Annotated in this window: 25 protein-coding genes and 2 other annotated features; of the genes, 14 read left to right on the top strand and 11 right to left on the bottom strand. The window is 45.2% G+C overall.

The genetic code is table 11. The features are described from left to right. Positions 1 to 96: 96 nt before the first annotated feature. Positions 97 to 393 (top strand): putative quinol monooxygenase, encoded by a 297-nt coding sequence (locus AAEO50_RS06975; protein ID WP_341981891.1) that lies wholly within the window; start codon positions 97 to 99, stop codon positions 391 to 393. Positions 394 to 946: 553 nt separating this feature from the next. After that, on the top strand, positions 947 to 1,501 hold the full coding sequence (locus AAEO50_RS06970; RefSeq protein ID WP_341981889.1) for a kinase: 555 nt from the start codon (positions 947 to 949) through the stop codon (positions 1,499 to 1,501). Positions 1,502 to 1,729: 228 nt separating this feature from the next. Here AAEO50_RS06970 and AAEO50_RS06965 read toward each other — a convergent pair whose 3' ends face one another. From AAEO50_RS06965 to AAEO50_RS06955, 3 genes are all read right to left on the bottom strand, one after another. Further along, positions 1,730 to 1,918: a hypothetical protein gene (locus AAEO50_RS06965; RefSeq protein ID WP_341981886.1), complete on the bottom strand. Its 189-nt coding sequence runs from the start codon at positions 1,916 to 1,918 to the stop codon at positions 1,730 to 1,732. Between the two features lie 149 nt (positions 1,919 to 2,067). Next, a complete protein-coding gene (locus tag AAEO50_RS06960; protein WP_175987005.1) occupies positions 2,068 to 2,277 on the bottom strand; it encodes a hypothetical protein in 210 nt (69 codons plus the stop codon). 112 nt (positions 2,278 to 2,389) lie between these two features. Continuing rightward, positions 2,390 to 3,478 carry a hypothetical protein gene (locus AAEO50_RS06955; RefSeq protein ID WP_341981883.1) on the bottom strand — a complete coding sequence of 363 codons (1,089 nt, stop codon included), beginning with the start codon at positions 3,476 to 3,478 and terminating at the stop codon, positions 2,390 to 2,392. A 219-nt stretch (positions 3,479 to 3,697) separates the two neighbouring features. Between AAEO50_RS06955 and AAEO50_RS06950 the strand changes: the two genes are divergently transcribed. From AAEO50_RS06950 to AAEO50_RS06895, 12 genes are all read left to right on the top strand, one after another. Next, the gene (locus AAEO50_RS06950) at positions 3,698 to 6,472 is read left to right on the top strand and encodes a hypothetical protein (protein ID WP_341981879.1); all 2,775 of its coding nucleotides are present in this window, start codon (positions 3,698 to 3,700) and stop codon (positions 6,470 to 6,472) included. A gap of 99 nt (positions 6,473 to 6,571) precedes the next feature. Continuing rightward, positions 6,572 to 7,228 (top strand): PIG-L deacetylase family protein, encoded by a 657-nt coding sequence (locus AAEO50_RS06945; protein ID WP_341981876.1) that lies wholly within the window; start codon positions 6,572 to 6,574, stop codon positions 7,226 to 7,228. Then, positions 7,225 to 8,577 carry a glycosyltransferase family 4 protein gene (locus AAEO50_RS06940; protein ID WP_341981874.1) on the top strand — a complete coding sequence of 451 codons (1,353 nt, stop codon included), beginning with the start codon at positions 7,225 to 7,227 and terminating at the stop codon, positions 8,575 to 8,577. Before AAEO50_RS06945 ends, AAEO50_RS06940 begins: the two co-directional genes overlap by 4 nt. A gap of 1 nt (position 8,578) precedes the next feature. Then, a complete protein-coding gene (locus AAEO50_RS06935; RefSeq protein WP_341981873.1) occupies positions 8,579 to 9,751 on the top strand; it encodes a carbamoyl-phosphate synthase in 1,173 nt (390 codons plus the stop codon). Between the two features lie 6 nt (positions 9,752 to 9,757). Further along, positions 9,758 to 10,819: a phosphotransferase gene (locus AAEO50_RS06930; protein ID WP_341981871.1), complete on the top strand. Its 1,062-nt coding sequence runs from the start codon at positions 9,758 to 9,760 to the stop codon at positions 10,817 to 10,819. A gap of 31 nt (positions 10,820 to 10,850) precedes the next feature. Beyond that, a complete protein-coding gene (locus AAEO50_RS06925) occupies positions 10,851 to 12,122 on the top strand; it encodes a glycosyltransferase family 4 protein (protein WP_341982003.1) in 1,272 nt (423 codons plus the stop codon). A 45-nt stretch (positions 12,123 to 12,167) separates the two neighbouring features. Next, complete coding sequence (locus tag AAEO50_RS06920; protein WP_341981869.1) at positions 12,168 to 13,088, top strand: NAD-dependent epimerase/dehydratase family protein; 921 nt, start codon at positions 12,168 to 12,170, stop codon at positions 13,086 to 13,088. A 163-nt stretch (positions 13,089 to 13,251) separates the two neighbouring features. Beyond that, the gene (locus tag AAEO50_RS06915; RefSeq protein ID WP_341981867.1) at positions 13,252 to 13,593 is read left to right on the top strand and encodes a general stress protein; all 342 of its coding nucleotides are present in this window, start codon (positions 13,252 to 13,254) and stop codon (positions 13,591 to 13,593) included. An 880-nt stretch (positions 13,594 to 14,473) separates the two neighbouring features. After that, positions 14,474 to 16,111 carry a PTS transporter subunit IIBC gene (locus AAEO50_RS06910; RefSeq protein WP_341981865.1) on the top strand — a complete coding sequence of 546 codons (1,638 nt, stop codon included), beginning with the start codon at positions 14,474 to 14,476 and terminating at the stop codon, positions 16,109 to 16,111. A 3-nt stretch (positions 16,112 to 16,114) separates the two neighbouring features. After that, positions 16,115 to 16,915, top strand: a complete 801-nt coding sequence (locus AAEO50_RS06905; protein ID WP_341981862.1) for an endonuclease/exonuclease/phosphatase family protein — start codon at positions 16,115 to 16,117, stop codon at positions 16,913 to 16,915. A gap of 417 nt (positions 16,916 to 17,332) precedes the next feature. Then, positions 17,333 to 19,012 (top strand): hypothetical protein, encoded by a 1,680-nt coding sequence (locus AAEO50_RS06900; protein WP_341981861.1) that lies wholly within the window; start codon positions 17,333 to 17,335, stop codon positions 19,010 to 19,012. Between the two features lie 137 nt (positions 19,013 to 19,149). Next, entirely contained in the window at positions 19,150 to 19,629 is a 480-nt protein-coding gene (locus AAEO50_RS06895; RefSeq protein WP_341981859.1) for a DinB family protein, read from the top strand. 11 nt (positions 19,630 to 19,640) lie between these two features. On the opposite strand, the gene AAEO50_RS06890 is transcribed toward AAEO50_RS06895, so the two are convergent. The 8 genes from AAEO50_RS06890 to AAEO50_RS06855 form a co-directional block, all read right to left on the bottom strand. Further along, positions 19,641 to 20,204 carry a GNAT family protein gene (locus tag AAEO50_RS06890; protein WP_341981857.1) on the bottom strand — a complete coding sequence of 188 codons (564 nt, stop codon included), beginning with the start codon at positions 20,202 to 20,204 and terminating at the stop codon, positions 19,641 to 19,643. Positions 20,205 to 20,284: 80 nt separating this feature from the next. Beyond that, positions 20,285 to 20,776, bottom strand: a complete 492-nt coding sequence (locus AAEO50_RS06885; RefSeq protein ID WP_341981855.1) for a hypothetical protein — start codon at positions 20,774 to 20,776, stop codon at positions 20,285 to 20,287. Between the two features lie 135 nt (positions 20,777 to 20,911). After that, the gene (locus tag AAEO50_RS06880; protein WP_341981853.1) at positions 20,912 to 21,091 is read right to left on the bottom strand and encodes a hypothetical protein; all 180 of its coding nucleotides are present in this window, start codon (positions 21,089 to 21,091) and stop codon (positions 20,912 to 20,914) included. 362 nt (positions 21,092 to 21,453) lie between these two features. Next, positions 21,454 to 22,884 carry a proline--tRNA ligase gene (gene proS, locus AAEO50_RS06875; protein ID WP_341981851.1) on the bottom strand — a complete coding sequence of 477 codons (1,431 nt, stop codon included), beginning with the start codon at positions 22,882 to 22,884 and terminating at the stop codon, positions 21,454 to 21,456. 47 nt (positions 22,885 to 22,931) lie between these two features. Next, positions 22,932 to 23,125 (bottom strand) — a binding site (T-box leader). 50 nt (positions 23,126 to 23,175) lie between these two features. Then, complete coding sequence (locus AAEO50_RS06870) at positions 23,176 to 24,393, bottom strand: MFS transporter (protein ID WP_341981849.1); 1,218 nt, start codon at positions 24,391 to 24,393, stop codon at positions 23,176 to 23,178. 117 nt (positions 24,394 to 24,510) lie between these two features. Continuing rightward, positions 24,511 to 24,759: a binding site (T-box leader), on the bottom strand. 48 nt (positions 24,760 to 24,807) lie between these two features. Beyond that, positions 24,808 to 25,434, bottom strand: coding sequence for a hypothetical protein (locus AAEO50_RS06865; protein ID WP_341981847.1), 627 nt, complete (start codon positions 25,432 to 25,434; stop codon positions 24,808 to 24,810). Beyond that, on the bottom strand, positions 25,427 to 25,972 hold the full coding sequence (locus AAEO50_RS06860; RefSeq protein WP_341981846.1) for a sigma-70 family RNA polymerase sigma factor: 546 nt from the start codon (positions 25,970 to 25,972) through the stop codon (positions 25,427 to 25,429). The genes AAEO50_RS06865 and AAEO50_RS06860 overlap by 8 nt, the downstream gene beginning before the upstream one ends. A gap of 428 nt (positions 25,973 to 26,400) precedes the next feature. After that, the gene (locus AAEO50_RS06855) at positions 26,401 to 26,574 is read right to left on the bottom strand and encodes a hypothetical protein (protein ID WP_341981844.1); all 174 of its coding nucleotides are present in this window, start codon (positions 26,572 to 26,574) and stop codon (positions 26,401 to 26,403) included. Positions 26,575 to 26,786 lie beyond the last annotated feature (212 nt).

Below are 26,786 nucleotides of genomic sequence, written 5' to 3'. Positions count from 1 at the left end.
CCTGATCTGCAACAAATAGTTGTTTGTCATAGTCCCCCATTAACTAACGGAACCTGCCAGTCTTTAATCCAAATTCTTAAGAAAAGAGGTAACAACATGATCATCATTCACGCACATTTCCAAATCAATCCTGAAAAAGAACAGGCATTTCTTGAAGAAATGTACTCACTCGTCGAGGCATCTCGAGCTGAAAAAGGAAACATTTCTTATAATCTGATGAAAGATACAGAAAATGAACAGTCTTATACGATGGTGGAAATTTGGAAAGACGCCAATGCCGTTGAAGCCCATAACACAAGCGGACACTTCACTTCTTTCGCAGGAAGAGCCCCTGAATATATGGCAGCCCCGATCGATGTGCAGATTTTCGAAGGGAATAAGGTAGAACGATAACTTTTCTGCACGCCAAAAAACCTTAAAACTAATTAATCTAAGTAAAACCCGAACTGATTGAATTCTAGTTCGGGTTTTTTAATGGATTTGTTCATGTGTACGGTTAGTTTTTAACTTGTTCCAGCGGTTGATTGGAGTGCAAGACGAAGACTCCTGCGGGAAGAGTAGCTGATGTGAGACTTGTCCAGCTCTGGGGCTTAGAGGCACATGTCATAAGTCAAACCGTCCAAGAAGGCAAAGAACGCCTTCGTGGCCCCTTCGCCTTATGCCACCCGCCTCTGAACAAAGCCTCTCCGCTTTTCTTCCCACAGGGAGGTACGACCGAGGAGGCTCACGGGCTACCCGCGGAAAGCGAACTCTTGCACGGAAATCAATAGCGGTAATTAGACCCTACACTGAAATGTTCATCGATAGGTTGTGGAGTAAAGTGATATGAAGGAAAGCTTGGGAGGCTTTCTATTAAATTTCAACGTTTGGCTCGGTTACGAAAACGTTTCTACTTCCATACAATATAGAAAAAGTATAAGAATACCAAGCAAAGGAGTGAAGACCGGTGGAGAATCTTTTTAACGGAAGCAAGAAAATCAGCCAAAAAGATCTGGCAGCCTTTAATATGATCGGTGACGGGAAAGACGGGGAAATTTACAAAGTAGCCGACGATAAAGTCGTAAAGTACTTCTTTAAGGAAGAAACGCATGGAAGGGAACTCGAGGCTATGAAAATCGGGCAATCCTCGACCATAATGCCGCGGCTATATGAATACGGAGACAATTATATTGTAATGGAATTCATTAAAGGCATCTCCCTTGCCCGCCATATGAAGCGGCATGGGACAATAAATGAAGATATGACGAAGAAGATTTTATTCGTTCTGGATGAATTCAAGAAATTAGGCTTTACAAGATGGGATACGGAGGTTCGCCATATGCTGATGGATGAAAATGGCGATTTCAAAGTCATTGATCACAAACGCGCGTTCACCTCTGATTCCCCGGTTCCTACGAAGCTGTTAAAAGGGATGGACAAATTCGGATTAACCAAGGAGTTCCTTGTACATGTGAAGAATATAAATCCGAAGCTATTTAATGCCTGGAAAAAACATAAATAGACGGCTGCCGCCTGCGAAGACTGTCTTTCCTGTGACCAAATTGAGGAAAGACCGTTTTCAAAGAGGTACAAAAGTGGACAAGCCACCTGAAATTCTTGTCTTCCAGAGCCTTGTTCAAGTACGTTTTTGTCTATAGGATTCAATCTTGAACCATGACAGCTCCTCCATAAAAAAAATGCAGTACTTTCGCTACAAAAGCACTGCATCCTCCAAGATCCTTCTATATCATTACACCTTTTTAACCGTTACATTATCAAGCTGAGTAAATAAAATGTCTCCATCTCCATTGGACCATACCAGGTAGTGATCTTCTGCATTAATGAATGTTCCATCGCAGTCGATTTTGTCAGCTCCTGATAATACCTCAATTTTGTCACCAAGCTTCAGTACGTTATTCAACTTTTCAGAAAGTCCCACTGTGACTCCTCCCTTCTTCCTTTAATCAATCAGTCTATATATTTATATTAAATAAATTGAAAATTGATAGGGCTCTTACCTATCGTTTCATTTTTTTTCAGAAAAAAATGACTGGAAGAGTTTCCAGTCATTTTCGATTTGCATGATGACTATACCTTACGAACAGTCACACTGTTCAAATCAGAAGTGTTCATGTCCCCGTCGTCGTCAACCCAAACTACAAAGTTGTCGCTTGCACCGATAAATGAACCCTCTTCGATTTCGTCGTCACCGGACAACACTTCGATTTTGTCACCCATAGATAAAATTTTGTTAAGGAAATCAGCCATATTTCCACACTTACCAAACAAGTTTGCCATTATGTTTCCTCCTTTCGGTGTTTACTCTATATTTATGCCGAATTCATTAATGCGTAAAGGCAGATAACTAGATTTCAAAAAAATTTCTGCTTTTTTAAAAGAATTTACTAGACTAATCTCTCTTTTCCTCCTGAGCTGAGTCTTCAAGAACCGTGATTTCAATAGCATCTGAACCTTCCCCGAAGGTGTCAGCCGCTTCTTCTTCCACCCTGTCAGATGTCTCTAGCGATTCTTCTACTAGGGAAACAGCCTGGTCTTTTTCCGGTTCTTCCTCTACTAGTGAAATGGCCTGTTCTTCTTCGGTTTCAGATTGGTCATCATCTTCTTCAAGATCTCCATATTCTTCAACATGGATGGCTTCTTCTGTTTCTGGAGCAGCTTCTTCTTCAAGATCCAGTTCTTCTTCGATTTCTTCCGATGATTCTTCCTCAGTTTCCTCATCTGAGTCTTCGTCTTCAAAATCCGTATCATCTACAGATATTTCAAGAATGTCGTCTGTCTCAGCGTGATCTTCCTCTGCATCCATTACAATAGTGATTTCTTCCTCATCAGAACCGGCTTCATCATGGCTTTCTTCCTCCGTAGAGGTTTCCTCGTGGCCCCCCGATTCTTCTAAGGAATTGTCGATGATTTCGAAGGTGACTTCAGACGTTTCTTCATTTTCACTGTCTTCATGCATGACTCGAAGGATTACATTTTCTTCTGTTTCGTTCTCGCTCTCTTCATGTTCCATCGTGTTCATTACTTCTTTCATGATGGACTTTGGATCCTTCGTTTCTTCTTCACGATGTCCTCTCTTGTTCTCTTTCTGTTTCTTCTTTCGTCTCTTCTTAGAAGGGACCTTCTTTACAGAGAGAGGACCGTTTAGGTCGGTCACATTGAAATTGCCGTCATGATCGGCCCACAAGAGGGTTTTGTTGAAGGCAGCTACAAATGTTCCATTGTCGTCAATTTTGTCATCTTCATATAACACTTCCAGATGATCACCTAAGCTGAAAATGGAATTTAGCACTTCTGCAAGAGATTTGGTTGGTATTTGATTGAAATCCCCGCCTGATGAAGACTTTTCCTTATTCGTCTCCACAGGCTGCTCATCCTCCCCGCCTGTCACTCCATCCTGTTCAACAGGTGATTGCTCTGAATGACTTTGATCGTCGAGGTGGTCTCTGTTTTCAGAGGACTCATTGAATTCATTCAACATATTCGTTTACACTCCTTTGCGTTTAGTCTGCAATTCATAATCAATATATGTATGAAAAAACAGAATGTATAGCCTATTTTGTAGTAGATTCATAATTTCCACTCACTCAAATCGGGCTCTTGAATAATTTATAAGAAGATAGAGAGACATGGAGGTGAGAAAACCATGCCCAATTGTTTTCTTTTTATAAACGAACACCTGCTACCAAGGATTTTTTCCTTGTATTATTACAAAGACTTACTGGTTCCGAGCCACAATCAATCCATTTTCATCCGCTATCTGAAGGAAGATAAAGAACCCTTCATCTTTCCTCCGCCGCCGCATACAAACGCGCTCATGGACCAGGCCCACGTTTCCGAATTGATTTACAGCATGGTGAACAGCCTTAACAAAAAAGCCGCTCATCATCCAATGTCAGAACGGCCAGCCTTCGACATCACACTGGAAAATGATGCAGAGCCAAGCGTGATTCTTTCCAAGATCTCCAAACATAAACGTCCTAAAAGACGCGGAAAATGTCCTCGGCTAGCACCGCGTGATGATGGACCGTTCAAGCGGGTCAACTATATCGACCGCAGCAAGAGCCTGCACCAATTAAAATATTCTTCAGTCAAACCAAAACACATGCCAAAAAAATCGTCCGCGTCCAAGGAAAAAGTGCAAATCGAGAAACCGAAGGAAACAATCGACAATATGGAGCCAATCGATCATCTGAGCAAAACCAAACAACTATCGAATCAGCACCAAGCAGACAATTCTGTTCAAACTCCTGAATCAAATGTGTTGAATCATGGGCATGAGGAAGTGACTGACCTTCCAGCCCCATATGCAACAGAGGCTTTTTCACATGATAAAGACGGTAATGGTGAATCTGACCTTCCGCTTAATGATATAGAGAACAAAGAATTCGTCGCCTCACTGGAGAAAGACATCCCAGAAAACGATGAAACTGCAATTTCAGAACACTCTTCTTTAAACCAGGAAACCGAAGCAAACCAAATAGACATTCTGAATGAAGTTCCGCACCATACCGGCACCGATTACCCAGATCAAGTTCTCGAGGCAGATGGATCAAAACTCAATGAAGAACCAGCAGACGGCTCCGTACAGTCTTGCACAACAGCTGAACATGTCGATAAAGCCGATGACCATGCTTTAGCTGCCGAACCAGATGAATCCAATGAATATGAGTACACTCACATTCCCGAAGACATGTTAACTGATGAAATTGAAGACCCAAATGTGAATTCTGAAAAAATCCCCCAATATGACATGATGATAGAACACGAATGGTTTTATGAAGACCATTCAACGGCTGAAACTAAGGAAGCAGAGTACCAGCATATAGAGGAGATCACTTTTGAAGAGTCAAAAACTACGAACGAATATGAAAACCGTTTCGAGGAAACTCCCTCAACTGATCCTGAGGATACAGATGACCACCTTATCAAGGAAGTCACTCTTGAAGAACCAGAACCTGCGAACGAACACGAAACAATTGCCGGTGACATTCCGTCAACTGAAACTGAGAAAGCAGCTGACCAGCATATCGAGGACATCACTTTTGAAGAATCAGAACCTGACAATGAATCCGAAACACTGACAGAAGACATTCCTTCTATGGAAATCAAGGAGGTCACTCTTGAAGAACCAGAACCTGCGAACGAACACGAAACAATTGCCGGGGACATTCCGTCAACTGAAACTGAGGAAGCAGCTGACCAGCATATCGAGGAAATCACTTTTGAAGAGTCAGAACCTGACAACGAATCCGCAACACTGACAGAAGACATTCCTTCTATGGAAATTGAGGAAGTCATTTTTGAAGAATCAGAACCTGAAAGCGAACACGAAACCCTAAGCGAAGAAATTCCGTCAATCGGACGAATGGAATCAGATGACGAGTCCATCGAGGAAAGCTCATTCGAGGAATCAGTCAGTACCCATACAGAAGAATCCGGCAGTCTAGACAGTGACACAACATTCGTTGAATCTGAAGAAACTACGCATGATGGTGAAGTTATTGAGGAAGAATCAGCCGTCAGTCAAGAAGTTGATTCCGGCATCACCACTTCCGTAACAGAGGAATTTCATGCAGCACCGGTGGATGATCACCATCCAGTACTTGAAACACATGTAGTTAATAGGGAACAAGACCTTCTATCAGACAACTCTACACCTGAAGAATCTGATAGCACACAAGACCAAGTTCCAGAAGAAAACACCACCATCGAACACGGAATCGACAGCCTAATAGAAGAAACTCCATCCGAACTGAACGAAGAACCAGTTGAAGAATCTATCGATCAACACTCACCAACAGAAATAGACAGCAGCCGACAATCAGACTTAGCCACCACTCCTTCCGGGACACAGGCTGAAATCGAGGATGTACAGGATCACCACCCTATTGAAATCGAAACTGACGATAACGGCGGAAACGGGCAAGACCTTCTATCAGACAACATCACCGCTGAAGAGTTTGAAACAGCTTCTGAAGAAATGTTAGTAGAAAAAACAATTGTTGATAACGACGAAATCGAAGACTTAAACGACGACACACCAGCACTAGTTCAAGAAGAAATAGATGAGGAAATTACTCAGACAGAAGCGGATATACCCTCTGCAGCAGAGGCCGCCCCCCAACCCAGCACACCATCTGAATCAGCAGAAACACAGGAAGAGACACCTGCCAAAGTAAACAGCGGTTCAAGCCGAAGCATCCCGGCAGAAGAAACAGAGACTGCAGGAGACCCTGCCCCTCATACGACCCAAGACCAAAATGTTGAGGAATCATATACAACGATCTTGAATAAATATTTCACACTCGGTGACAAGATCAATGTGTATGCGGGCAGCAAACTGCTTGATAAGCAGGGAACGTTTTTAACAGCCGGACGCGACTTCTTCATTTGGATCGACGCGGATGGATATGTAAGGCTGCAAGTCATCAGCGGCGGCATCAGCATCGGGCAGAAGAAAAGGAAAAAATAAGTTTGGAGAAACAGACATTTGCCCTGTGCTAATGTCTGTTTCGACTATATTACAAGCTACATATACTAAGGTAATAGAGATAAGAATGGGGTGAAAGGAATGAAAGAAACTGTATTGGTCATAGCCGCACATCCAGATGACGAACTACTGGGCACTGCAGGCACACTTAAAAGACTAGTAGATCAAGGTAATAGAGTCATCTCGATCATTACAGCGAACGGAAGGAAAGAAGAAGCCCATCATATTCAGAAGCTTGCCCGAAAAGCAAACAAAGAAATCGGCATTAAAGAAGTGATTTTCCTGGAGCATCCGAACCTGGAGCTTGAGATGATGCCGCTTCATCTTTTTACCAAAGAAATCGAGAAACTAATCAATATCTATCAGCCTGCTACAATTTTTACCCATCATTATGGTGATGTGAACCGGGATCATCAGATTACGTTTCAAGCTGTATTGACCGCTGTCCGACCGGCACCGAACACACAGCCGATCGAACTGATCACATTTGAAACGGTATCCTCGAGTGAATGGAATACCCAAACAAATGATAAACAATTTAAACCGAACTATTATGTGGATGTCTCATCTACGATTGATCAAAAAATTGCTTCCTTAAAACATTATGATGTCGAAATGAGAGATTTTCCACATCCTCGTTCCTATGAGGGAGTCAAACATTTGGCAAGCGTCAGGGGCATGACGGTCGGGGTGCCGTATGCCGAAGCATTCGAAGTCATCAGGAGGGTCTGGATATGAATGAAATGCACTTTCCGTATCCTTACGTCATTACTGCCTTAGACAAACATTATGGAGTCAAGGCCAAACCTGTCACTCTGAAAAAGACGGGTACTGGCAAGGATAAAGGCAAGGTTAAGGACAAGGATTCCAAGCGGAAAAAGAAAGACAAAAAAGATAAATCAATAAAGAAGAAAAGTAAACCAGGAAAGAAACTATCGATTCTCATCGCCACGTTCTGGGATTACCCCCACACCGGCGGCCTCTCAAACTATATTACTACCTTGAAAGCAGGATTAAAGGCTTCCGGGCATAAAGTAGACGTCATCTCTCCAAATCAGTTTTCACCAGCCAAGGTTGAAACACTGCGGGAGGCTGTCGTACCACAGTTAAAGACATTGTTCCAGAATCGTTACGGGACCTACACCAGCAAAATCATTCAAAGCTGCCGTCTCCTCTATATCTACGAACAGATGTTGGAATCGGTCAAGCTCGAAAAATACGATATTCTTCATGCACAGGATTTGTTCACCGCCAATATATTGGGAAGGCTCAATGAATCTCTCGGGAAGCCGCTCTTATTCACACCGCACGGCATGTTCACCTTCAGCCGGGTCAGATTCAACCGGATCGTGAGAGGATCAGAGGAAGAAGTCTACTACAAAGAAATTGAGAAAAAAGCCATCGAATACGCCACTCACATGGTGATCCTGAGCGACTCATTCCGCGAACCGCTCAGCCGGCTTGGCGCGCGCTCCTCTAAACTGACAACGGTCAATACGGGAATCGATTTCACTCCCCTTCCACGCAAGGGCACGAGTGGAAAAGTCGTCATCTCTTGTGTGGCCAGATTAGGCCCGAGAAAAGGTCATTCCGATTTGCTGCTGGCTCTTTCTAAATTAAAAAAATTGAATGAGGATGTGGAAGTGCAGATCGTCGGCGATGGAGAAATGCGCGAAGCACTCGAAGCACAAGTGAAGGAATTAGGTCTCAAAAACGTTAAGTTCCTTGGAAAAAGAGATGATGTCCCAGCGATTTTGAGCAAGACAGATATCTTTGTCCTGCCGACCATCAATGATAACCTGCCGATTTCAATCATCGAAGCCATGCACAGCGGCACAGCGGTGCTGACGACCAATTGCGGCGGCATCACCGAAATTGTTCATCATAATGAAACCGGCCTCATCGTCCAGCCGGGGAATGTCGTTCAGTTGGCAACACAGCTCAAACAATTGATCATAAACGGTGCCTTAAGAAGCAAACTTGCAGAGAATGCTTCCCGATATGCCAAGAACCGTCTCACGCGTGAAGCGATGGTGCAAAGAATCGAACACATTTACCAACATCTATTAACTTCGGGAGGATCCTAACATGCCATCACACCCAGCCGTTGTACTCGATTTAAGTGCTAATGGAGTGGGCATCATCCACGCTCTTGCCCGAAGAGGGATTGATGTATACGCATATGACACAAAAGGTCCTTATTCAAAAGGAAAATCAAGACTCGCTTCTTGCGCGGTATGTCCAAGTCCATTGACGGAAGAAAAAGCGCTGCTCACTTTTTTAAAGGGAGTGGCGATCAAGTTTGACCAGAAGCCGGTGCTTTATGCAGGGGCAGATGATTACGTCGTGTTCATATCGAAGTACCGGGCTGAACTATCAGAGTATTATCTGTTTCTTTATCCGGAGCATTCGCTGATCGAAGATTTACTGGATAAGAAGAAAACCTACGACCTTGCCATGAAATATTCGATTCCAACGGCGAAGACCTTCTTTGTTGAAACCGATGAACAGCTTGACGAAGCCATTTTTCAGCTGGAATTCCCCTGCATCCTAAAGCCGGTCTTCGGCCATGAATTCAGAAAGCACATCAATAAGAAAGCCATTAAAATCCACGACGCCTATCAATTAAAGAGAGTTTTTCCCGTTTACAGCAAATACGGTGAACTGATCATTCAGGAGCTCATACCGGGTGACAACCAAACCTTCTATAAAGTCGCTGCATTTTTCGACGACGATATGAATCTGCTTTCCCTCTTCACACTTCAGAAGAATCACCAGTTTCCTGCTGAATTCGGAACGGGAGCGCATATCGTGAGCAAGCGGGTCCCGGAGCTTGTCGACATTGGGGTTCCCCTGCTGAAAGAACTCGGACTGAAGGGCGTCAGCATGATCGAATACAAGCAAGATCCCCGCGACGGTCAGTTTAAGCTCATCGAAATCAATCCCCGTTTCTGGCTGACGCATAGTTTGACAGGTCATTCCGGGGTTGATTTTGCCTACTCCTATTATCTCTACCTCACAGGAGGGGATCCTGCCCCGCAGCTGGAGCAAATCGATGGGGTTCAGTGGATCTACCTCGTGCGCTATTTCCTTACCTTTTTGGAAAAGCGCAGGAATGGAGAAATGACGTGGAAGGACTTCCTTCGGGGATTTAAAGGAAAGAAGGTATACGCCCTCCTTGCTTTAGACGACCCTATGCCATTCATCAGGAGCACCACATCGCATTTATGGAATGCGTGGAAAAGAAATCGAAAGGAATGATCGCAGTTGCACACACCAAAGGAATTGTATTCTCTTTTTCAGAAAAATGATATTGAAGGGAAGCTCTCTCGTTCACTTGGCAAAAAAATAACCATCCTGGAAGCATCGATACAAAACCTGAAATCAACGAAACGGAGCAGTATCTATCAACTGCAGGTCCAGAATCTGGAAGAGTCCTTCCCCATCATTTTTAAAATCTATCATTCAACCAAATATAAAAATGAAGTCGAAATCAACGTCTATGGCAGGGCCTACCCTTTTTTAAAAGAGTTCCTTCCCGAAATCTACCTGATAGCGAAACACGGGAGTGACACATGGGTATTCATGGAGTTCGTCCGTCAGATCCGCGGACAGCTGACCTTTACACCTAAACATTTTGATAACATCATCCCCACCCTTGCAAAGCTCCATGCCCATACCTTTGAAGACCGATTTAAAAATGAGAAGGACACATTCAAGTCCTGGTTCCCGCTATACAATTCGGCCAAGATGAAGGAAGACAGGGAAAAATTCACCACCAACACCATGAGCTTTCTGGATCAGGCCAAGAAGGATAAACAACTGAAAGACCTCATCAAACCGCACTACAAAGCACTGAAAACCATTTACAGCAAAGGTCCTGATTTCTTCCCGGAATTGATGAAAAGCGGTTCTGCCATCACCCATGGAGACCTTCATATGCAGAACATCTGCTCAAAAGATGTGAGCAGGAATGAGCCATGGAAGATCCAATTCATCGATTGGGAGTCCGCCAAGTACTCTCCGGTCTGGTTTGACATGATTGTCCTGGTGGAAATCTTACTCGCGTTTCGAAAGGATTGGCAAGGTAATGCAGAAGAAATCCGCACACATGCCGTCGAAGTGTATACAAATGAAATGAAGAAACATGGAATTGTATTCAATACAAACCCGATGGACCTATACAAAATGGCCTATCTTCAACGAACACTGGAAAAAGGATTACACACTCAGTTCAGACGATACTTTGAAAACCGCGGAGGCGAACTGCTTCCATATCATTTAGAAAAAATAGCCACCTGGGGAAGTGAACTTGGAATTTATAAGTAGCCACCTGAAAGGATGACACGATGTGAGCAGAATGCCCCCTCTCCATATACATCCGTCACTTCTGGCCGTCATGGATGACTTTTACGGAGTGGACCGGAAAACGGAGGACCCGGTCACACTTCGGCCATTCGGTAAGAAATCAAGAGGCGATGGAAAGAAAAAGATGAAAATCTTATATATTACGTTCTTTCAATATCCTCATACAGGCGGATTGTCTCATTACATCACCTCCATCAAAAAAGGATTTGAACAGCTCGGCCATGAAGTCGACGTCTTCGCACCAAACCAGATGTCTTCCCTTCAGCTCGAGAAATGGGTTCCGCAGGCAGCCTATGAAGCAAGGAGCTTTATGCGCAGCCGCTACGGCACCGTAAATGAGAAAATCGTCAAGAACCTTAGCTATCTCCATGTATTCGAGCTGTTCTTAAAAGAAAAAGATCTCGACACGTACGATATCATCCATGCTCAAGACCTGTTTGCCATCTTCATACTCGGACACCTAAATCAAACACTCCAAAAACCGCTGCTCTTTACACCGCACGGCTTCTTTACAAAAAGCAGGCTGAAATTCAACAAAATGCAAAAAGGGTCTATAGAAGAGGCCTATTTTACTGAACTTGAGAAGGAAGGGATACGTGCAAGTACAGAAATCGTGATGATCGCCGATTCGTTCCGTCCGAACCTGCTGGATTTTGGCGCAAGGGATGATCAGCTGGCTACCGTTCATACAGGGATCGACTTTACACCGATTCCTCCCAGAACCCATGAAAATATCATCCTCACGAGCGTATCCCGGCTTTCCCCCAGGAAAGGACACGGATTTCTATTAGAAGCATTGGCCACGATCCGTGAACATCTTGCCAATGTAGAAGTTTGGATCGTCGGGGACGGGGTTATGAAAGAAACACTCATGAAGCAGGCAGAAGAACTTGAGCTGGATAATGTGATTTTCTTCGGGAAGCGTCATGATATCCCCGAGATTCTTTCGATGTCTGACATTTATGTTCTGGCGACCGTGAATGATAACTTCCCCCTTTCCGTCATGGAGGCGATGTTTTCACGACAGGCCGTCATCTCGACCACATGCGGAGGCATACCGGAAATGGTCCAGCATGAAGATACCGGCATCCTCTGTGAACCCGGGAATGTGAAAGAACTGGCCCAAGCGATCAAGCGGTTCATCGTCAATAAAGAAGAACGCGGCGCTTTCGGTAAAGCGGCGGAAGCTTATGCCCGCCGGCACTTAACAAGCAAGGTCATGACGGGCAAAATCGAAAAGATTTATCAAACGTACGCAGATTGAAAGGAGACTCATCATGAGGGAGAACAATCAGATTCATGATCGATTATGAAAATTCTAGTCACAGGCGGCGGCGGGTTTATCGGCTCCCAGCTCGTTGAAACCCTTATTGCCGCAGGGCACACGCCGATCATTCTCGACAACTTTTCGAATGGGCGTGTGGAAAACCTGCCTGAAGGCGTTACATGCTATCGCCGGGATCTACTATCCGATAAAGTAGAAAAAATCTTTAAAAAAGAAGAACCGGACGTCGTCATGCACCTTGCCGCACAGGTCAGTGTCGCGAAGTCATTGGAAAACCCTGCAGAAGATGCTGCCGTCAATGTGCTCGGCACCGTCAAACTGCTGGGATACTGCACCAAATACGGTGTCAAAAAATTCATCTTTTCTTCGTCAAGTGCCGTCTACGGAACAACCGATGAAGTCCTGACCGAAGAAACCATCGCAAGTCCCATTTCCTTTTACGGGACTTCCAAATTAGTATCGGAATCCTACATCAAACTTTTCGGAACAAGCTACGGCCTGCCCTATACCATACTGCGCTACGCCAATGTGTATGGACCGAGGCAGCGACCCGACGGTGAAGGCGGCGTCATCAGCATCTTTATCGAACAGCTCATAAACGGTGAAACACCTGTCATATATGGAGACGGCACCCAAACACGCGACTTTGTCTATGTAGAAGACGTCGCCCGCGCCAACCTCCTTGCCATCGAACACGCAGACAACGAAATCATCAATATCGGAACAAACAGCCAAACCTCCATCAACCTGCTTCACTCCCTGGTTTCCAGCCAGCTCGATACAATCCGCACACCCATCTACTTGGGGACGCGTGACGGAGATATCAAGCACAGCCATCTGGCAAACATGAAAGCGCTAGACATTCTAAAATGGGAGCCAAAGTATGATTTGATTACAGGTTTGGAGAAGACGGTGGATTATTTCAGGGATGACCCAAAACGTTGAGTTCAGGTCAGATTCTTGTAAGTAACACAGAGACAATTTATATTCATGACCGTTTAGCAATCGGCACCCGTCTTATTTTCCGGGTGTTTTTTTCCATGTAAAAAAACAGCCCTGTTTAAAAAAATCGTCAGAGGGTATCTGTGCTTCTAAGGAGGCGATTCCATTGAATCCTATATTTAAAATATTCCATAATGACGAACATTTGAGTGAATCAATTGATAAACTTCGCAAAAATGGGGTAAACGAAGATGACATTTACATGCTGGCACATGATAACGACCATGATAGGCGTGCAAGAAAGAGCAACGATTCTAATAAAATCGGGGTAAATGTCACAGGATTAGGCACCGCCACCAAGAATATATTTAGAGGAAAGTCTGACAAACTCATTTCAAAAATGAAGGAAATTGGTTTTGAGCAGTCAAAAGCGCAGAAACTTGAAGAAGAATTGGACAAAGGAAAAACACTTCTAGTTGTCAAAAATCAAGATGAAGTAGAATTTTAAAGATCAGAAGATATAGAGGCTCGGACAAAATTATAAAACCACTGTCTAAAGACGAACGTTTAGAGTAGCTTCGAACACCGCTAATGATTTCCGTGCAAGACTTCGCTTTCCGCGGGTAGCCCGTGAGCCTCATCGGCTTTGCCGGCGGGGTCTCACATGTCTAGCTGCAGGGCTTAGAGGCACAGGTCATAAGCCAAACAAGCCAAGAAGGCAAAGAGCGCCTTCTAGGCCGATTCGTCTTATGCCCCACGCCTCTGAGCAAAGCCCTTCCGCTTTTCTTATAAGCTACTTTCCCGCAGGAGTCTTCGTCTTGCACTCCAATCAACCGCTGTAACGAGCAAAAAACCAATCCGAACTATTATGTTGAATTTTACAATACAACACATTAGTTCGGGTTTTTCTTAGAGTAAATCACTTCTGTCCCTGCCTCTTTTCTTGTTAGGACTAGTGCGAGTTGGATTACGGCTCTAACATTACATAAATATCCAAACCAATTCCAGAAAATCATACATTAGCCTCCAGCCTGTTACAATTTCAGTGAACAGCCCTTAAGAGTACCAAGGTTAGATATTTAATTGGGCTTCCTCCTTGCCCTCTGTTTAATCATAAGATTTTTTGGTACCGTCCCTCACCGCCTTAAATTCATCTAATAATATTTTCCTAACATAATATTTTTCTGTTGATTTATAGATTGGGTTGCTTTAAAATGATTTTACAGCAGTTTAGTGCAAACGGTTGCATCTCATTTCATAATCAAATCATTTACAAAACACAGATGCATTCCGCTCTCTCATTTTTAACGTTGAAAATGAAAACGCACACAATTAATTTTGAAAACGAATACACAATAGATATTGGTATTAAAGGAGGAAACAGGATTATGAAGAATTTATTGTCATTTGATTTCTGGCAGAAATTCGGTAAGGCACTTTTGGTCGTAGTCGCAGTTATGCCAGCTGCAGGAATCATGATTTCGATCGGTAAATTGATCGGAATGACGGGTGGAGACATCACTTTAGTGCAAACGATTGCAAGAGTGATGGAAGACATTGGTTGGGGAATCATCACCAATTTACATATCCTCTTCGCTGTCGCCATCGGGGGCTCGTGGGCCAAGGAACGTGCTGGCGGTGCATTCGCTGCACTGATCGCCTTCATCCTGATCAACCGCACGACAGGAGCGATTTTCGGAGTGAATGGAGATATGCTTGCAGATCCTGAAGCAACCGTCTCTTCTCTTTTTGGACAAACATTGATTGTATCTGACTACTTCACATCGGTTCTTGGTGCACCTGCACTGAACATGGGAGTATTCGTCGGAATCATCTCCGGTTTCTTAGGGGCAAATCTTTTCAACAAGTATTACAACTATGATAAATTACCGGACGCTCTTTCGTTCTTTAACGGTAAGCGTTTCGTACCTTTTGTCGTGATCGTCGGATCGGTTGTATCCGCTATCGCGTTGTCTATCGTTTGGCCTTTCATCCAGGGTGCACTGAACGACTTCGGTCAATGGATCGCAACATCCCGTAACACCGCACCGATCATCGCGCCGTTCATCTTTGGTGCCATGGAGCGTTTGCTTCTGCCATTCGGCCTGCATCACATGCTGACGGTTCCGATCAACTACACGGAGCTTGGCGGAACGTACAAGATCTTGACTGGGTCAGGCGCCGGTTCAACCGTTGCAGGACAAGATCCGCTATGGCTTGCCTGGATCGCCGACCTGAACAACTTCCTTCAGGCGGGGGACACTGAAAGCTACAAGCAATTATTGAATGATGTAACACCTGCACGATTCAAAGTGGGTCAGATGATCCTTTCATCAGCGGCCCTGATCGGTATCGCATTTGCAATGTACAGAAACGTTGATAGTGATAAGAAGAAAAAATATAAGTCCATGTTCTTCTCAGCTGGCCTTGCCGTATTCTTGACAGGAGTAACCGAGCCGATCGAATTCATGTTCATGTTCGCTGCTCCCCTGCTTTATGTGGTGTACGCAATCATGACTGGATTTGCCTTCGCGATCGTCGATATCATCAACATCCGCGTTCACTCATTCGGATCGATCGAGCTATTGACCCGTGTTCCAATGATCGTCAAAGCAGGGCTGTGGATGGACCTTGTAAACTTTGTGATTGCGTGTCTCGTATTCTTCTTCTTGAACTTCGCGGTTGCCAACTTCCTGATCAAGAAGTTCAACTTCCCGACACCGGGACGCAACGGTAACTACATCGAAGACGACGCAGCAGCTTCCGGCAGTTCTTCGGTTAAAAAAGATTCACTTGCACCAAAAGTGATAGCACTACTTGGAGGTAAAGAAAACATCGTGGACGTGGATGCTTGCATGACGCGTCTTCGTGTAACAGTGAAAGATACAAGCCTGGTCGGCACAGAAGCCGAATGGAAAAGAAATGGCGCTCTCGGTCTGGTCATGAAAGACAAAGGGGTTCAAGCCATTTACGGTCCGAAAGCCGACGTCATCAAGTCTGATATCCAAGACTTATTGGGAGCCTAATCCATGAAACTGCTGACTCTGAATTGCCACTCATGGCAGGAAAATAACCAGCTTGAGAAAATAGCGATCCTGGCGCAAGATATCGCTGAGAAATCCTACGACGTCATCGCGCTCCAGGAAGTCAGCCAGCTCATCGAAAGCGAAACCGTTTCGGGACTTATAAAAAAAGACAATTTTGCCCTGGTATTGCTTGGCGAGCTTGAACGGCTGGGTGTCACCGGTTACGGTCTCGTATGGGATTTCGCCCACATCGGCTATGATGTCTACGAAGAAGGCGTGGCGCTCCTGACCAAACATGACATCGTGGAAGAACACAGCTTCTTCATCTCAAAAAGCCATGACCAAGCCTACTGGAAAACACGTAAAATCGTCGGGGCTACCATCTCTTATCACGGCCGTCCCCTCACCTTCTACTCCTGTCACCTCGGCTGGTGGCAGGATGAAGAAGAACCGTTCATGTATCAGGTCGATTCCTTGATGGAACAGGTCACTGCTGAGTCGCCGACATTTTTGATGGGTGACTTCAACAACAACGCTTATATCCGCCGCGAAGGCTATGACTATCTATTGGGTAAAGGTCTTTTTGATACGTATGACCTGGCTGGTAAGCGAGATGACGGTGTGACCGTCGAAGGAAAGATCGCCGGCTGGGATGAGAACAAAGTCGATCTCCGGATTGACTTGGTACTGGCTACTAAGAGTTTCGAAGTTACTTCTTCAAACGTCATCTTTAATGGAAAAAATAAACCCGTGGTCTCGGATCATTACGGGGTGGAAGTAGTCATTGAAGACCCGTCTTATTAATAGGCGGGGCTTTTTTTGTTTGAAAACCTGATTTGATAAGCCCTTTTTTTAAAAAATGCATGAGTTTGGGTTACTCTAGGATGAAAAGGTTTGTACGGGACTCTGTTGAAAGGAAATATCCCGAGCTAGATCCAATAATTGCGCCAGTTTCAGGATTATTGCTCCTCTTTTTTAGTAATTGCGCTACTTTATAAATAATTGCGCCTCTTTCCGATTAATTGCGCCACATTTACAATAATTGAGCCTTTTGTCGAATTTTCTTGAGCAGCACACATACATAGAGCAGGTTCATCCACTCAACCTCAACCTGGTCCCAAATCTGCCCAAGTCCACACCACAAACATTTTGAAACCTTCCCTCACCCTCATCCGTATAGTAACCATACACAGAAATAGAGGTTTGAAAGGGGAACACAAATTGGGTAACATATTCTTATTTTCAGTGATTGTCGGATTGATCATGGCGCTGCTTCTGGTCCCGGTCACTTTTACAAAAAAGAAAAAGGAAGGGAACGCGAATCCTTCCGTTGTCGGGATGATCGCAGCTGCGATGATCATTGCGGTCCTCGGGGCGTTTGCCTTCTATTACATCACGAATCTTGACCGCAACTTTACATCGATGTGGATTCTCTTCATCGCCGCGGCTGGTGCCGGTGCTGCTTTCGCGACTGGCAAAGAGCGATTGGTCAAAAGCGGGCTGTTCCTGTTCGGCCTTGGAGTCGGAGCCTACTTCCTTACAGCTTTCGTCTTCAACGCAGATGAAAAATACGAGTCGGCAAAAATGGAAGTCAAAACGGAAATCGAAGCGTTTGACGAGGAGAAAACACCTGCGAGCGTGCCTCCGCAGTTTGCTAGGAACAAAATGAAAAAAGCATTCGGCCAGGTGCCGAACACAAGTTATTATGAGCTTGGCGAATTGCAGATTCAGAAGGTGAACGGGAAGTACGTGTACATCGCCCCCGTCGAATTCTCCGGATTATTCAAATGGCTCAAAGGTAACGAAACGCCTGGTTACTTTACACTGAGCGCAACCGATTCATCAGCGAACCCGAAATTCATGAAGGAATCTATGGTCTACACGCCTTCCTCTTTCTTTAATAAAAACATCGAACGTCATATCCGGATGAACTATCCGAAGCATATTTTCAATGGAGACGTTCAACTTGAGGTGAATGATGAAGGTAAACCGTTCTATATCCGTACGTACGGCGACTTCATCTCCGCCCGTAATGGTTTTGAAGTGGAAGGAATCGTCGTTGTAGACCCGCAAACCGGCGACACGAAGTCGTACACACTAAAAGATGTACCTGCTTTCATCGACGGTGCTGTCTCTCCTGAAACTGTCAGCCTGCAGAACAGCTACTTCGGCAACTATGTCCAGGGTTTCTGGAACAGTGTATTCGGTAAATCGGACGTGAAATTGCCTTCCGATGAAGGAACTGAAGCGAATGTCAGTCCTATTTTCAACGAAGACGGCGAGATGTACTACTTCACCGACTTCACATCTCCTAAAGAAGGAGTGGACTCGATGCTCGGGTATTCCCTGACCAACTCCAGGACAGGTGAAGCGACCTTTTACACAGGAAACCTGGAAGAATCGTACATGGATTCCCAAGGCGCACTCCAGATCATCCAGAAGAAATTCATCGAGAAGAAATGGGACGGCGAAATGCCGGTGCTCTACAACTTCTTCGGTGAAGCAAGCTGGCTGACGCCGGTGCTTGATGCCAACGGCTTCCTGCAAAATTACTTTATCGTATCAGCAGCGAACCCTGAAATCTCGGCCTATGCCGACACGCCGAACCAGGCACTCAAGAAATACAAGACCGCCCTGCAAAAAGGCGGCGGTACAGTGGACGGCAGCTCGAAAGCTGAAGAAAAACAAACAACCGGTACCGTCGTCCGCGTCTACAAAGAAAAAACCGGTGACTACACCGTTGTCTCCTTCTTACTCGACAACGGCAAGAACTACTTGGTCTCTTCCGAAATCAGCCCGCTTGCGATCTACTTGAAAGAAAATGATAAAGTGAGCATCACTTTCATGGATACAGGCGAGAGCTTCCTTCCGGTGAAAGAATTGAAGATTGAAGGATTGTAATAAACTAAGGACGAAACCGATAATGGTTTCGTCCTTTTTATACTTAACGCGTGAAATTTTATTAAAGACCTCCTAAACCCCTACATAACAAAACATGGTAAAATTAAAGCCAGTTAATAACGAAAGAAGTGATTGATGTGAATGAGAGAAGAGAAAGTATAGTCCTTCATCATCAGGAAATGGTCCTGTGGGTCGAGTCGCTGAACTCGATTTCAAAGGAAGAGTGGTTTCGTCCAATTGAAGAAAGTAAGTGGAGTATCGCTGAGGTCATCAGTCATTTCGTACCGTGGGATGAGTTTATCATGAACAAGCGTCTCCCCTATCTTGGAAGCAGCGATCCTCTCCCACCAGCACCTGACCCTCAGATTTTAAACGAACAGTCAGCTTCAAAAGGCCGTGCCAGCGAACAATCAGCCGTCATCCAATCGTTCATCGAAACAAGAAACCGATTAGCGACAATCATTCAGGAAATCCCTGAAGGAGCTTGGCAACAACTGCTGCAGCTGGGTGAAAAAGAACTTACCTTAACCGATTATTTAGAAGGATTGTCCGATCACGACCTTCACCATAAGCACGAAATCGAACGTGTCCTTGCAAAACAAAACGCTCAGAATTGATCTGAGCGTTTTTAAAAATAATCCTCCGCGTTCATATAATAGATTAGATTATCCGTCCACTTCCCGTTTTCATTGATGAAGCCTTTCCGTGTGCATTCATACTGCATCCCGACCCCTTCGGCAAGCCTGATCGAGGGGATATTGTCAAGATTGATATGAGCCTCCACCCGGTGATAATTGATTTTTCCAAAGGCGATCTTCAGCGCACCCCGCACGGCTTCTTTCCCATAACCCTGTCCCCAATGCGTATTATTCAGCGTATAGCCGACCCGGCCCCAATGAAAATTCAGCCTCATCAGCGTGGAGAAATCGATACTGCCTATATAAGCGCCTGTATGCTTCAGGAAGATACCGAAAATATAGACTTCGTCGTTGTTCATCATCTCATTCTGCTGTTCAATCATGTCGCGGAACCAGAATTCCGTGCACTCACTCATATCCTGCACGCCAATATCATATTTATGCTGAGAAGGCAGCTTATTCATATTTTGATGAAGCCAGTTATGATAATCACTCTTCAGGAACGGTCTTACGATCAACCGTGTTGTTTCAATGCTTAAACTCCTTTTATCCACGGAGGCACCTCTCTTTCAGGGCAAAGCCTGTGATCCCTTATATCTAGTTCCCTCTTATTATACCAGTTTAACAGGCGGATCTACTCGTTTCTTTCAATCTCGATTTCTTTTGTAAAAGGAAAGCCGAAATAGGTGTACTTCACACTTACCGAGTCAATCTTCTTACAATGCTCAAGCGCCAATCCATAATGGCGGATCGTACTCCTGACATCAAGCTCATCCAGCTGGATGACCTCTTCACGGCTCAACTTTGGTTCTATATCATATTCATGTATATTGTGAAAACTGATTCCCTCGATCTCATCCTTCACTGCAAATAGGCCGATCACCGCATTTGAGCGGCTGACGCCCAATTCGACTTTATGGGGCACTTCGCCTCCATTGATCAGGATCTCAGTCAATTTAACACCATGAAATCCTTCATTTTGCAGGTCCACCGTAACGATTCCGGGCTTCTCCACACTAGACCCATACCCTTCACTCGTAAGCGGCGGATTCAATTTCAAATAGAGCACCAGGCATGCCAGGATAAAAGCGGAAGCCCCGATGACCCATCTCACCAACTTATTCACTGAGTTTCACCTCACAGGTATCCTCTCCTATCAGCCTACGACATACCCCCGGAAAACGTGCCTATCTTCATTTCCACAAAATTTCCCACAAACGAAAAGAAGCGTTCCCTTTTCAGAGAAACGCTTCGAATCTAATTATTTTTGAGACCACTTTTCCCATTCTTCTTCAAGCTCCTTCTCAATTTCCTCATCCGAAAGGGCGTGATCGTCACTAATATCTAAATGATTGGCGAGGCGGTTCAGTTTCACATTAATCATCCAAAGACTGATCACCACGAACGAAATAATAAGAATAACGAAAAAGTCCATAAACACTTCGAATCCCCTCCTTACCTATTTATATTAGGAAGGACCCCTAAATAGACGAGGGTTCCGAAAGTAGGGACTGAAGAATCAATTCGGGGCATCGGCCGGCGGCGGGACATGGGGTCAGGTACGCTGTCCCGATTATTGACGGGACAGTAACTGCCTGGTGCCTGGCTCAAATCGGGGTAATTGAGCCAGGCTCAAAATTGGGATATTGACCCTGGCTCAAATCCACTCCATTGTGCCCGGCCCAAATCTACTTAATCGTGCCTGGCACCGCCGCTCCATAAATGTACCAGGTACAATTCCATCCTCCTGTACCTGGTACAAACCGCTAACTCTGCCCTCTTCAAAAAACTTCCGCTCGACTCCTAATAAGCCTTAGCCCAATAAACCAGCTTCTCAGCATCTTTCCCGCAGCATACACAAGTGTCCGCCACTTTCTCTTGCTCAAATGGCATGCACCGCGAAGTGGCACTCGTTTCTTCCTTGATTTTCTCTTCACAGGCAAGCTCGCCGCACCACATCGCCTTCACGAATCCGCCTTTCTCCGCCATCACCTGTTTAAACTCATCAAATCCTAAAGCAATAATCGTCATCTCCTCGCGATGCTCCCTCGCTTTTTCAAAAAGGGTATTCTGAATCTCCTCAAGCAGCTCCGGCACCCTTTTCACGAGCTCCCCTACAGGCACTGTCACCTTCTCACCCGTATCACGGCGTGCCAAGATCACCTGTCCGTTCTCGATATCACGAGGCCCAACTTCAAGGCGCATCGGAATTCCCTTCATCTCATACTCATTGAACTTCCAGCCCGGCTTCTTGTCGCTTGCATCAATTCCGACACGCGCCACAGACGATAGCTTCTCTTTCAAGTCGTAGGCAAAATCAAGCACGCCTTCTTTATGCTGCGCGATCGGCACGATCATCAATTGGGTCGGCGCCACTCGCGGAGGCACAACCAAGCCGCGGTCATCACCATGTACCATGATCATCGCCCCGATAATACGAGTCGTCAGCCCCCATGAAGTCTGCTGTACATGCTGAAGTTTTCCTTCACGGTCGGTGAACTGAATACCGAACGCCTTCGCAAACCCGTCACCCAAATGATGCGACGTCCCGGACTGCAGTGCCTTCCCGTCATGCATCAGGCTCTCGATCGTATACGTATACTTCGCACCGGCAAACTTTTCTTTTTCCGTCTTCTGCCCTTTCACCACCGGGATTGCCAGCAGCTCTTCGCAAAGCTCCGCATACACCTCGAGCATCCGCACCGTTTCCTCATGGGCATCTTCATCCGTCTCATGACACGTATGCCCCTCCTGCCACAGGAACTCCAGCGTCCGCAGGAATGGCCGGGTCGTCTTCTCCCAACGCACCACATTCGCCCACTGATTATACAGCTTCGGCAGATCGCGGTAAGAATGGATGATATTTTTATAATGCTCGCCGAACAGCACCTCGGAAGTCGGACGTACACATAGCCTCTCCGCCAGCTCCTCTTCACCGCCGTGTGTCACCCACGCCACCTCTGGCGCGAAGCCTTCTATATGATCCTTTTCACGCTGAAGGAGGCTCTCCGGAATGAACAGCGGCATATACACATTTTCATGACCCGTTTCCTTGATTTTCGCATCCAGTGCATTCTTGATATTCTCCCAAATTGCATAACCATAAGGACGGATGATCATTGACCCGCGCACACTCGAATAATCGACCAGCTCCGCCTTCTTCACCACATCCGTATACCACTGGGCGAAATCCTCATCCATCCCTGTGACGTCTTTTACAAATTCCTTTGCCATTTATAGCACCCTCTTTTTTTTGATAAATAAAAAAAGCCCCGCTCATCATCAGGGACCATCTCTGGCGGTACCACCCTGATTCAAAGCAAAGCTTCACTCTCACACATGATAACGGTATTCAACCGCTGAATATTCAGACTCAGAGGCAGGTTCAAATGATTGTCAATAGGAGCCTCACACCACTCTGGCCCCCTCTCTGAAAAGACAGGTTCACTTTACTGATCCTCATCAATGTTTTTCATATATTTGAAATGATTATATAGAGATTTCCATGTAGTGTCAATTTAATTTTCACCGGATTTCGATCGGATTCTTTTCAACCGTCTTGACCTCTGTCCTGCCGATGGAGTAGACGAATAGTAAAACTGTGACCGACATCATGACAATGGAGCCCACGATCACAACTCCCCGGATGGATACCAGCTGAGCCCCCGCACCAATCAATATAGTGGCAGCAATGACTAGGACTCCTTCCAACCATCCGTACACACTGCTCACACGCCCCATCACTTCGACCGGTATACTCTTCTGAATGAATGTTTCAAATCCAGTTTGAGCAAAAGCCAGCGAAAAGGACAGCAAAGAAAATCCAATGGCAGAAGCCAGGAATCCCCCTGATACCGAATAAACGATGTACCCTGCCGAAACCATCACTGATCCGAATGCAATCAGATGCACATCACGCGCTTTATCTGCGATCACTGTATTCACGAGAGCCCCGAGAAGGTACCCTGCCCCCGCAATGCTCACCAAATATCCATACGTGCTGTTCGACAACCCAAGCACCTCTTTTGAAAAAGCAGCCTCAACTGAATCGACGGCAGCCGTCATCACGATTATGGAACTGAACAACAGGTAAATCACCATCACATAAGTGTAGTGACGGCTGAAACTTCTGACTACCTTCCAATCTGCTTTGATTATTCCTATATCGAACTTCCTTGTCCCAGCTAATGTATCACCCTCAACATCCGGCAGCAATAGCGTCACTAAACCCGACAGAAACAATGCAGCCCCGTTCAAGTATATGGCCGTTGCCGGTGTGCCCATGATGAAAAGCAGCCCGGCAATGGCAGGTCCCACGATGAAAGCACCAGAGCCAACCAAGCTCCGAAGCGCATTGAACCGCTGCCTTTTCTCCCTTGGAATCAATTTCGTCATATATGTCATCGACGCCGGATAAAAAACCGCACTCCCCATATTGATGACAAAGACAACAGCATACATCAGCGGGAGTGATGAAATGAACGGCAGCACAGCGACCAAGATAGCCCGGAATACATCCAGAAACACCATCAACCTCCGCTTATTCAACCGGTCGATCAAACTCCCGGCCCATGCATTCGTAAACAGTACAGCCAGCGGCTTCAGAACATAAAGAATCCCCACCGCCAGCGCCGAACCCGCCTCATCCAGCACAATCAAATTAAGCGCAATCAAGAAAATCCATGCCCCGACATTTGACAACCCAATCCCCATCAAAAGTAAAAATGGATCCTTCCATCTCATCGTCAACATTCCTCCCCGCAATCTTATCCAACACCCGTCCCCCGTCGCGTTAAAGCAACGCGGGACGGGCCTTCAATTTTAACCAATAAAAAAATCCCACCCCCAAGACGTCCCAGTCTTGGGGGCGAGATTCGATCGCGGTGCCACCCCAGTTCGCCAATATGTCGCCATATCAACCTTTTCGGGTACGGTTTTTTGCGTATACCCTAGCTCTATAACAGGAGCTCCTGTCACACCATCCCTCATGGTAAGTTCCGGTGTGCAGCTCAGAGTCTTGGTTCACCGGCAGCCTCCCTTCCCCTTTTCAGCTCCCGGGGCTCTCTTTCGAAGGATTCTGCCGGCTACTCTTCTCGTCATTGCATTTGTTAATTTTTACTATATTATCATCTGACTGACGGGAAGTAAACCCAATTTTCAAATGATTACATAAGGCTTAACTATTTCTTCATACCCCGGTTTTTCCTTAATCATCTTTAATATCATTTCCCTAAGACTATCCAGCTCCCTGCTGTCCTTAGTCGTTGGACAATCCGAATATTGATACTGATAGTACTCCTTGTTCAGCCTAACCTTTATCATATGTATTCTAGCAGTGGAATTGCTACAATTTTCTCCAGAATTAAGGTTCTTCTCTTCCTTAAAATTAATCTCTTCAATCTTCGCATAAATCTCATCCCGTTCTTCTTTTGAAAAGGAGATTGGCATTACTTTATCCCCCCGACTGATGGCCCCATCAAACGTACTGAGCGAAGGCCCATGAGTAGTGCTGATTTCAATATCAAAATTCGAACTGTTAGCAAAAAAACCACTCATCCACTCACTCCCGATGAACCCAAGCTTCTCCCCATTCACCACCGCGTAAATAAACACAAACAGCAGCACAAGCAGAAAACTGATCACCGGAGCATACCAGCGTCTTCGGTAAGGTTTATTCCGCTTCACTTTTTCGCGAACCTTTCCCTTTAACTCAGCATTGAAATCAAGACCTTCCAGTCCCTCATCCGTCATCCTCTTAATCTTCCGCTCCAGCTCCCTATCCATCGTAACCCCTCCCTTCCCCGTACATCCGGTACAGCCTCTCTCTTCCTGTCTTCAACCTCGTCTTGATCGTACTTGGATTCAGCTTCAGTACCTCCGCCATCTCATTCACCTTTAACTCCTGGTAATAATGTAAAAATAAGACCTCGCGATACTTAACCGGCAGCTTGAGCAGTTTCGAATGCAGCTCACTCCGCTTCTCTCCATCAATCGCCTTCGATTCCGGATTTCCACGCTCATGAAGGATCTCACTCACCTTATTCGTAAAAAGAATCTTCCGCGTATCCCAGCGCTTCAAATAATCCTTGCACTGGTTGATCGTGATCCGCATAAGCCACGTCTTCAGACTCGACTCGCCCCTGAACGAATCCATCTTCCCGTAAAACTTCACAAACACTTCCTGCGCAATATCCTCCGCCAATCCATGATCCTTCACATACGAATATGCCATATACAAAACCGCCTGCCCATACTCATCCATGGCTCTTTCAAGCAGTTCATCCTTATCTAATTCATTATCCTGCAGCCGTTCCGCACTCAAAACGTTCCCACCTCAGCTCTCTACACCTTTGACGACACAATTTGTAAGATGGTTTGGTAAATTTTATATTTATATAATTGTACTGGAATTTCGTTAAAATGGGGGGTGTTTCTAAAAGGGTTTTGAAAGGAATCATTCCATTTTTTTGTTAAAGTCAGCATATATCAAAATTTTTCAGCATAAAATGAAAAAAGTCAGCATAAATTTAAATTTGTCAGCATACACTAATATATTTGCTCATAAAACGAAATAAGTCAGCATAAATCCATTGCGATGGCTAAACTCGATCCCATTCCAATGAAATAAAACACCATCTGCCCTCATAACCATAGATTTCCGCCGAGTTTTCACCCTATGCGGGCGATCATTCTGCAAAAAGCCAACAAAAAAAGAGCTCTTACAAAATCTAAGTGCTCTTCTCCATCCTATTAGCTTCCCATTTTACGGCGAGTATTACTCGGCTTCTTGGTTTGCTGACTCTGCATGCGCTGATTTGACGCTAAGCCGTTAGTCGCTTGCTTGCCGCCTGCCTGTGCTTCTTTTTTCTTTGCCAGCTGCTGCTTCATCGCTTCCTGCAGGCTGATTTTCTTCTTTTCCGTCATGACAAAACCTCCTTTTGAGGCAAAACTTTGTTATTTATTCATTATAATACATCATTTAGGAGAAAACAGCTTGTTTTTGGATGCAGCATTAGAAAAAAATAGCTCATTTTGCATCTCATCTATTTAGCCCCTTTACTCTTTTGGACACCTACTTCTAAAGATATTAAGATAGAAGTATCAAAGGAGGAGCCAAAATGAGTAAACGAAATGGA

This window comes from Rossellomorea oryzaecorticis (genome assembly GCF_038405515.1).
GTDB lineage: Bacteria > Bacillota > Bacilli > Bacillales > Bacillaceae_B > Rossellomorea > Rossellomorea oryzaecorticis_A.
The sequence above is the reverse complement of the archived record's forward strand: the minus strand, read 5'-3'. Positions and strand labels throughout refer to the sequence as shown.

Bases quoted from the DNA above. Each gene is read 5' to 3' on its own strand.
- AAEO50_RS06975 (WP_341981891.1), top strand. From the start codon at position 97: ATGATCATCATTCACGCACATTTCCAAATCAATCCTGAAAAAGAACAG.
- AAEO50_RS06960 (WP_175987005.1), bottom strand. From the start codon at position 2,277: ATGGCAAACTTGTTTGGTAAGTGTGGAAATATGGCTGATTTCCTTAAC.
- AAEO50_RS06955 (WP_341981883.1), bottom strand. From the start codon at position 3,478: ATGTTGAATGAATTCAATGAGTCCTCTGAAAACAGAGACCACCTCGAC.
- AAEO50_RS06945 (WP_341981876.1), top strand. From the start codon at position 6,572: ATGAAAGAAACTGTATTGGTCATAGCCGCACATCCAGATGACGAACTA.
- AAEO50_RS06940 (WP_341981874.1), top strand. From the start codon at position 7,225: ATGAATGAAATGCACTTTCCGTATCCTTACGTCATTACTGCCTTAGAC.
- AAEO50_RS06935 (WP_341981873.1), top strand. From the start codon at position 8,579: ATGCCATCACACCCAGCCGTTGTACTCGATTTAAGTGCTAATGGAGTG.
- AAEO50_RS06925 (WP_341982003.1), top strand. From the start codon at position 10,851: ATGCCCCCTCTCCATATACATCCGTCACTTCTGGCCGTCATGGATGAC.
- AAEO50_RS06920 (WP_341981869.1), top strand. From the start codon at position 12,168: ATGAAAATTCTAGTCACAGGCGGCGGCGGGTTTATCGGCTCCCAGCTC.
- AAEO50_RS06910 (WP_341981865.1), top strand. From the start codon at position 14,474: ATGAAGAATTTATTGTCATTTGATTTCTGGCAGAAATTCGGTAAGGCA.
- AAEO50_RS06905 (WP_341981862.1), top strand. From the start codon at position 16,115: ATGAAACTGCTGACTCTGAATTGCCACTCATGGCAGGAAAATAACCAG.
- proS (WP_341981851.1), bottom strand. From the start codon at position 22,884: ATGGCAAAGGAATTTGTAAAAGACGTCACAGGGATGGATGAGGATTTC.
- AAEO50_RS06870 (WP_341981849.1), bottom strand. From the start codon at position 24,393: ATGAGATGGAAGGATCCATTTTTACTTTTGATGGGGATTGGGTTGTCA.
- AAEO50_RS06865 (WP_341981847.1), bottom strand. From the start codon at position 25,434: ATGGATAGGGAGCTGGAGCGGAAGATTAAGAGGATGACGGATGAGGGA.
- AAEO50_RS06855 (WP_341981844.1), bottom strand. From the start codon at position 26,574: ATGACGGAAAAGAAGAAAATCAGCCTGCAGGAAGCGATGAAGCAGCAG.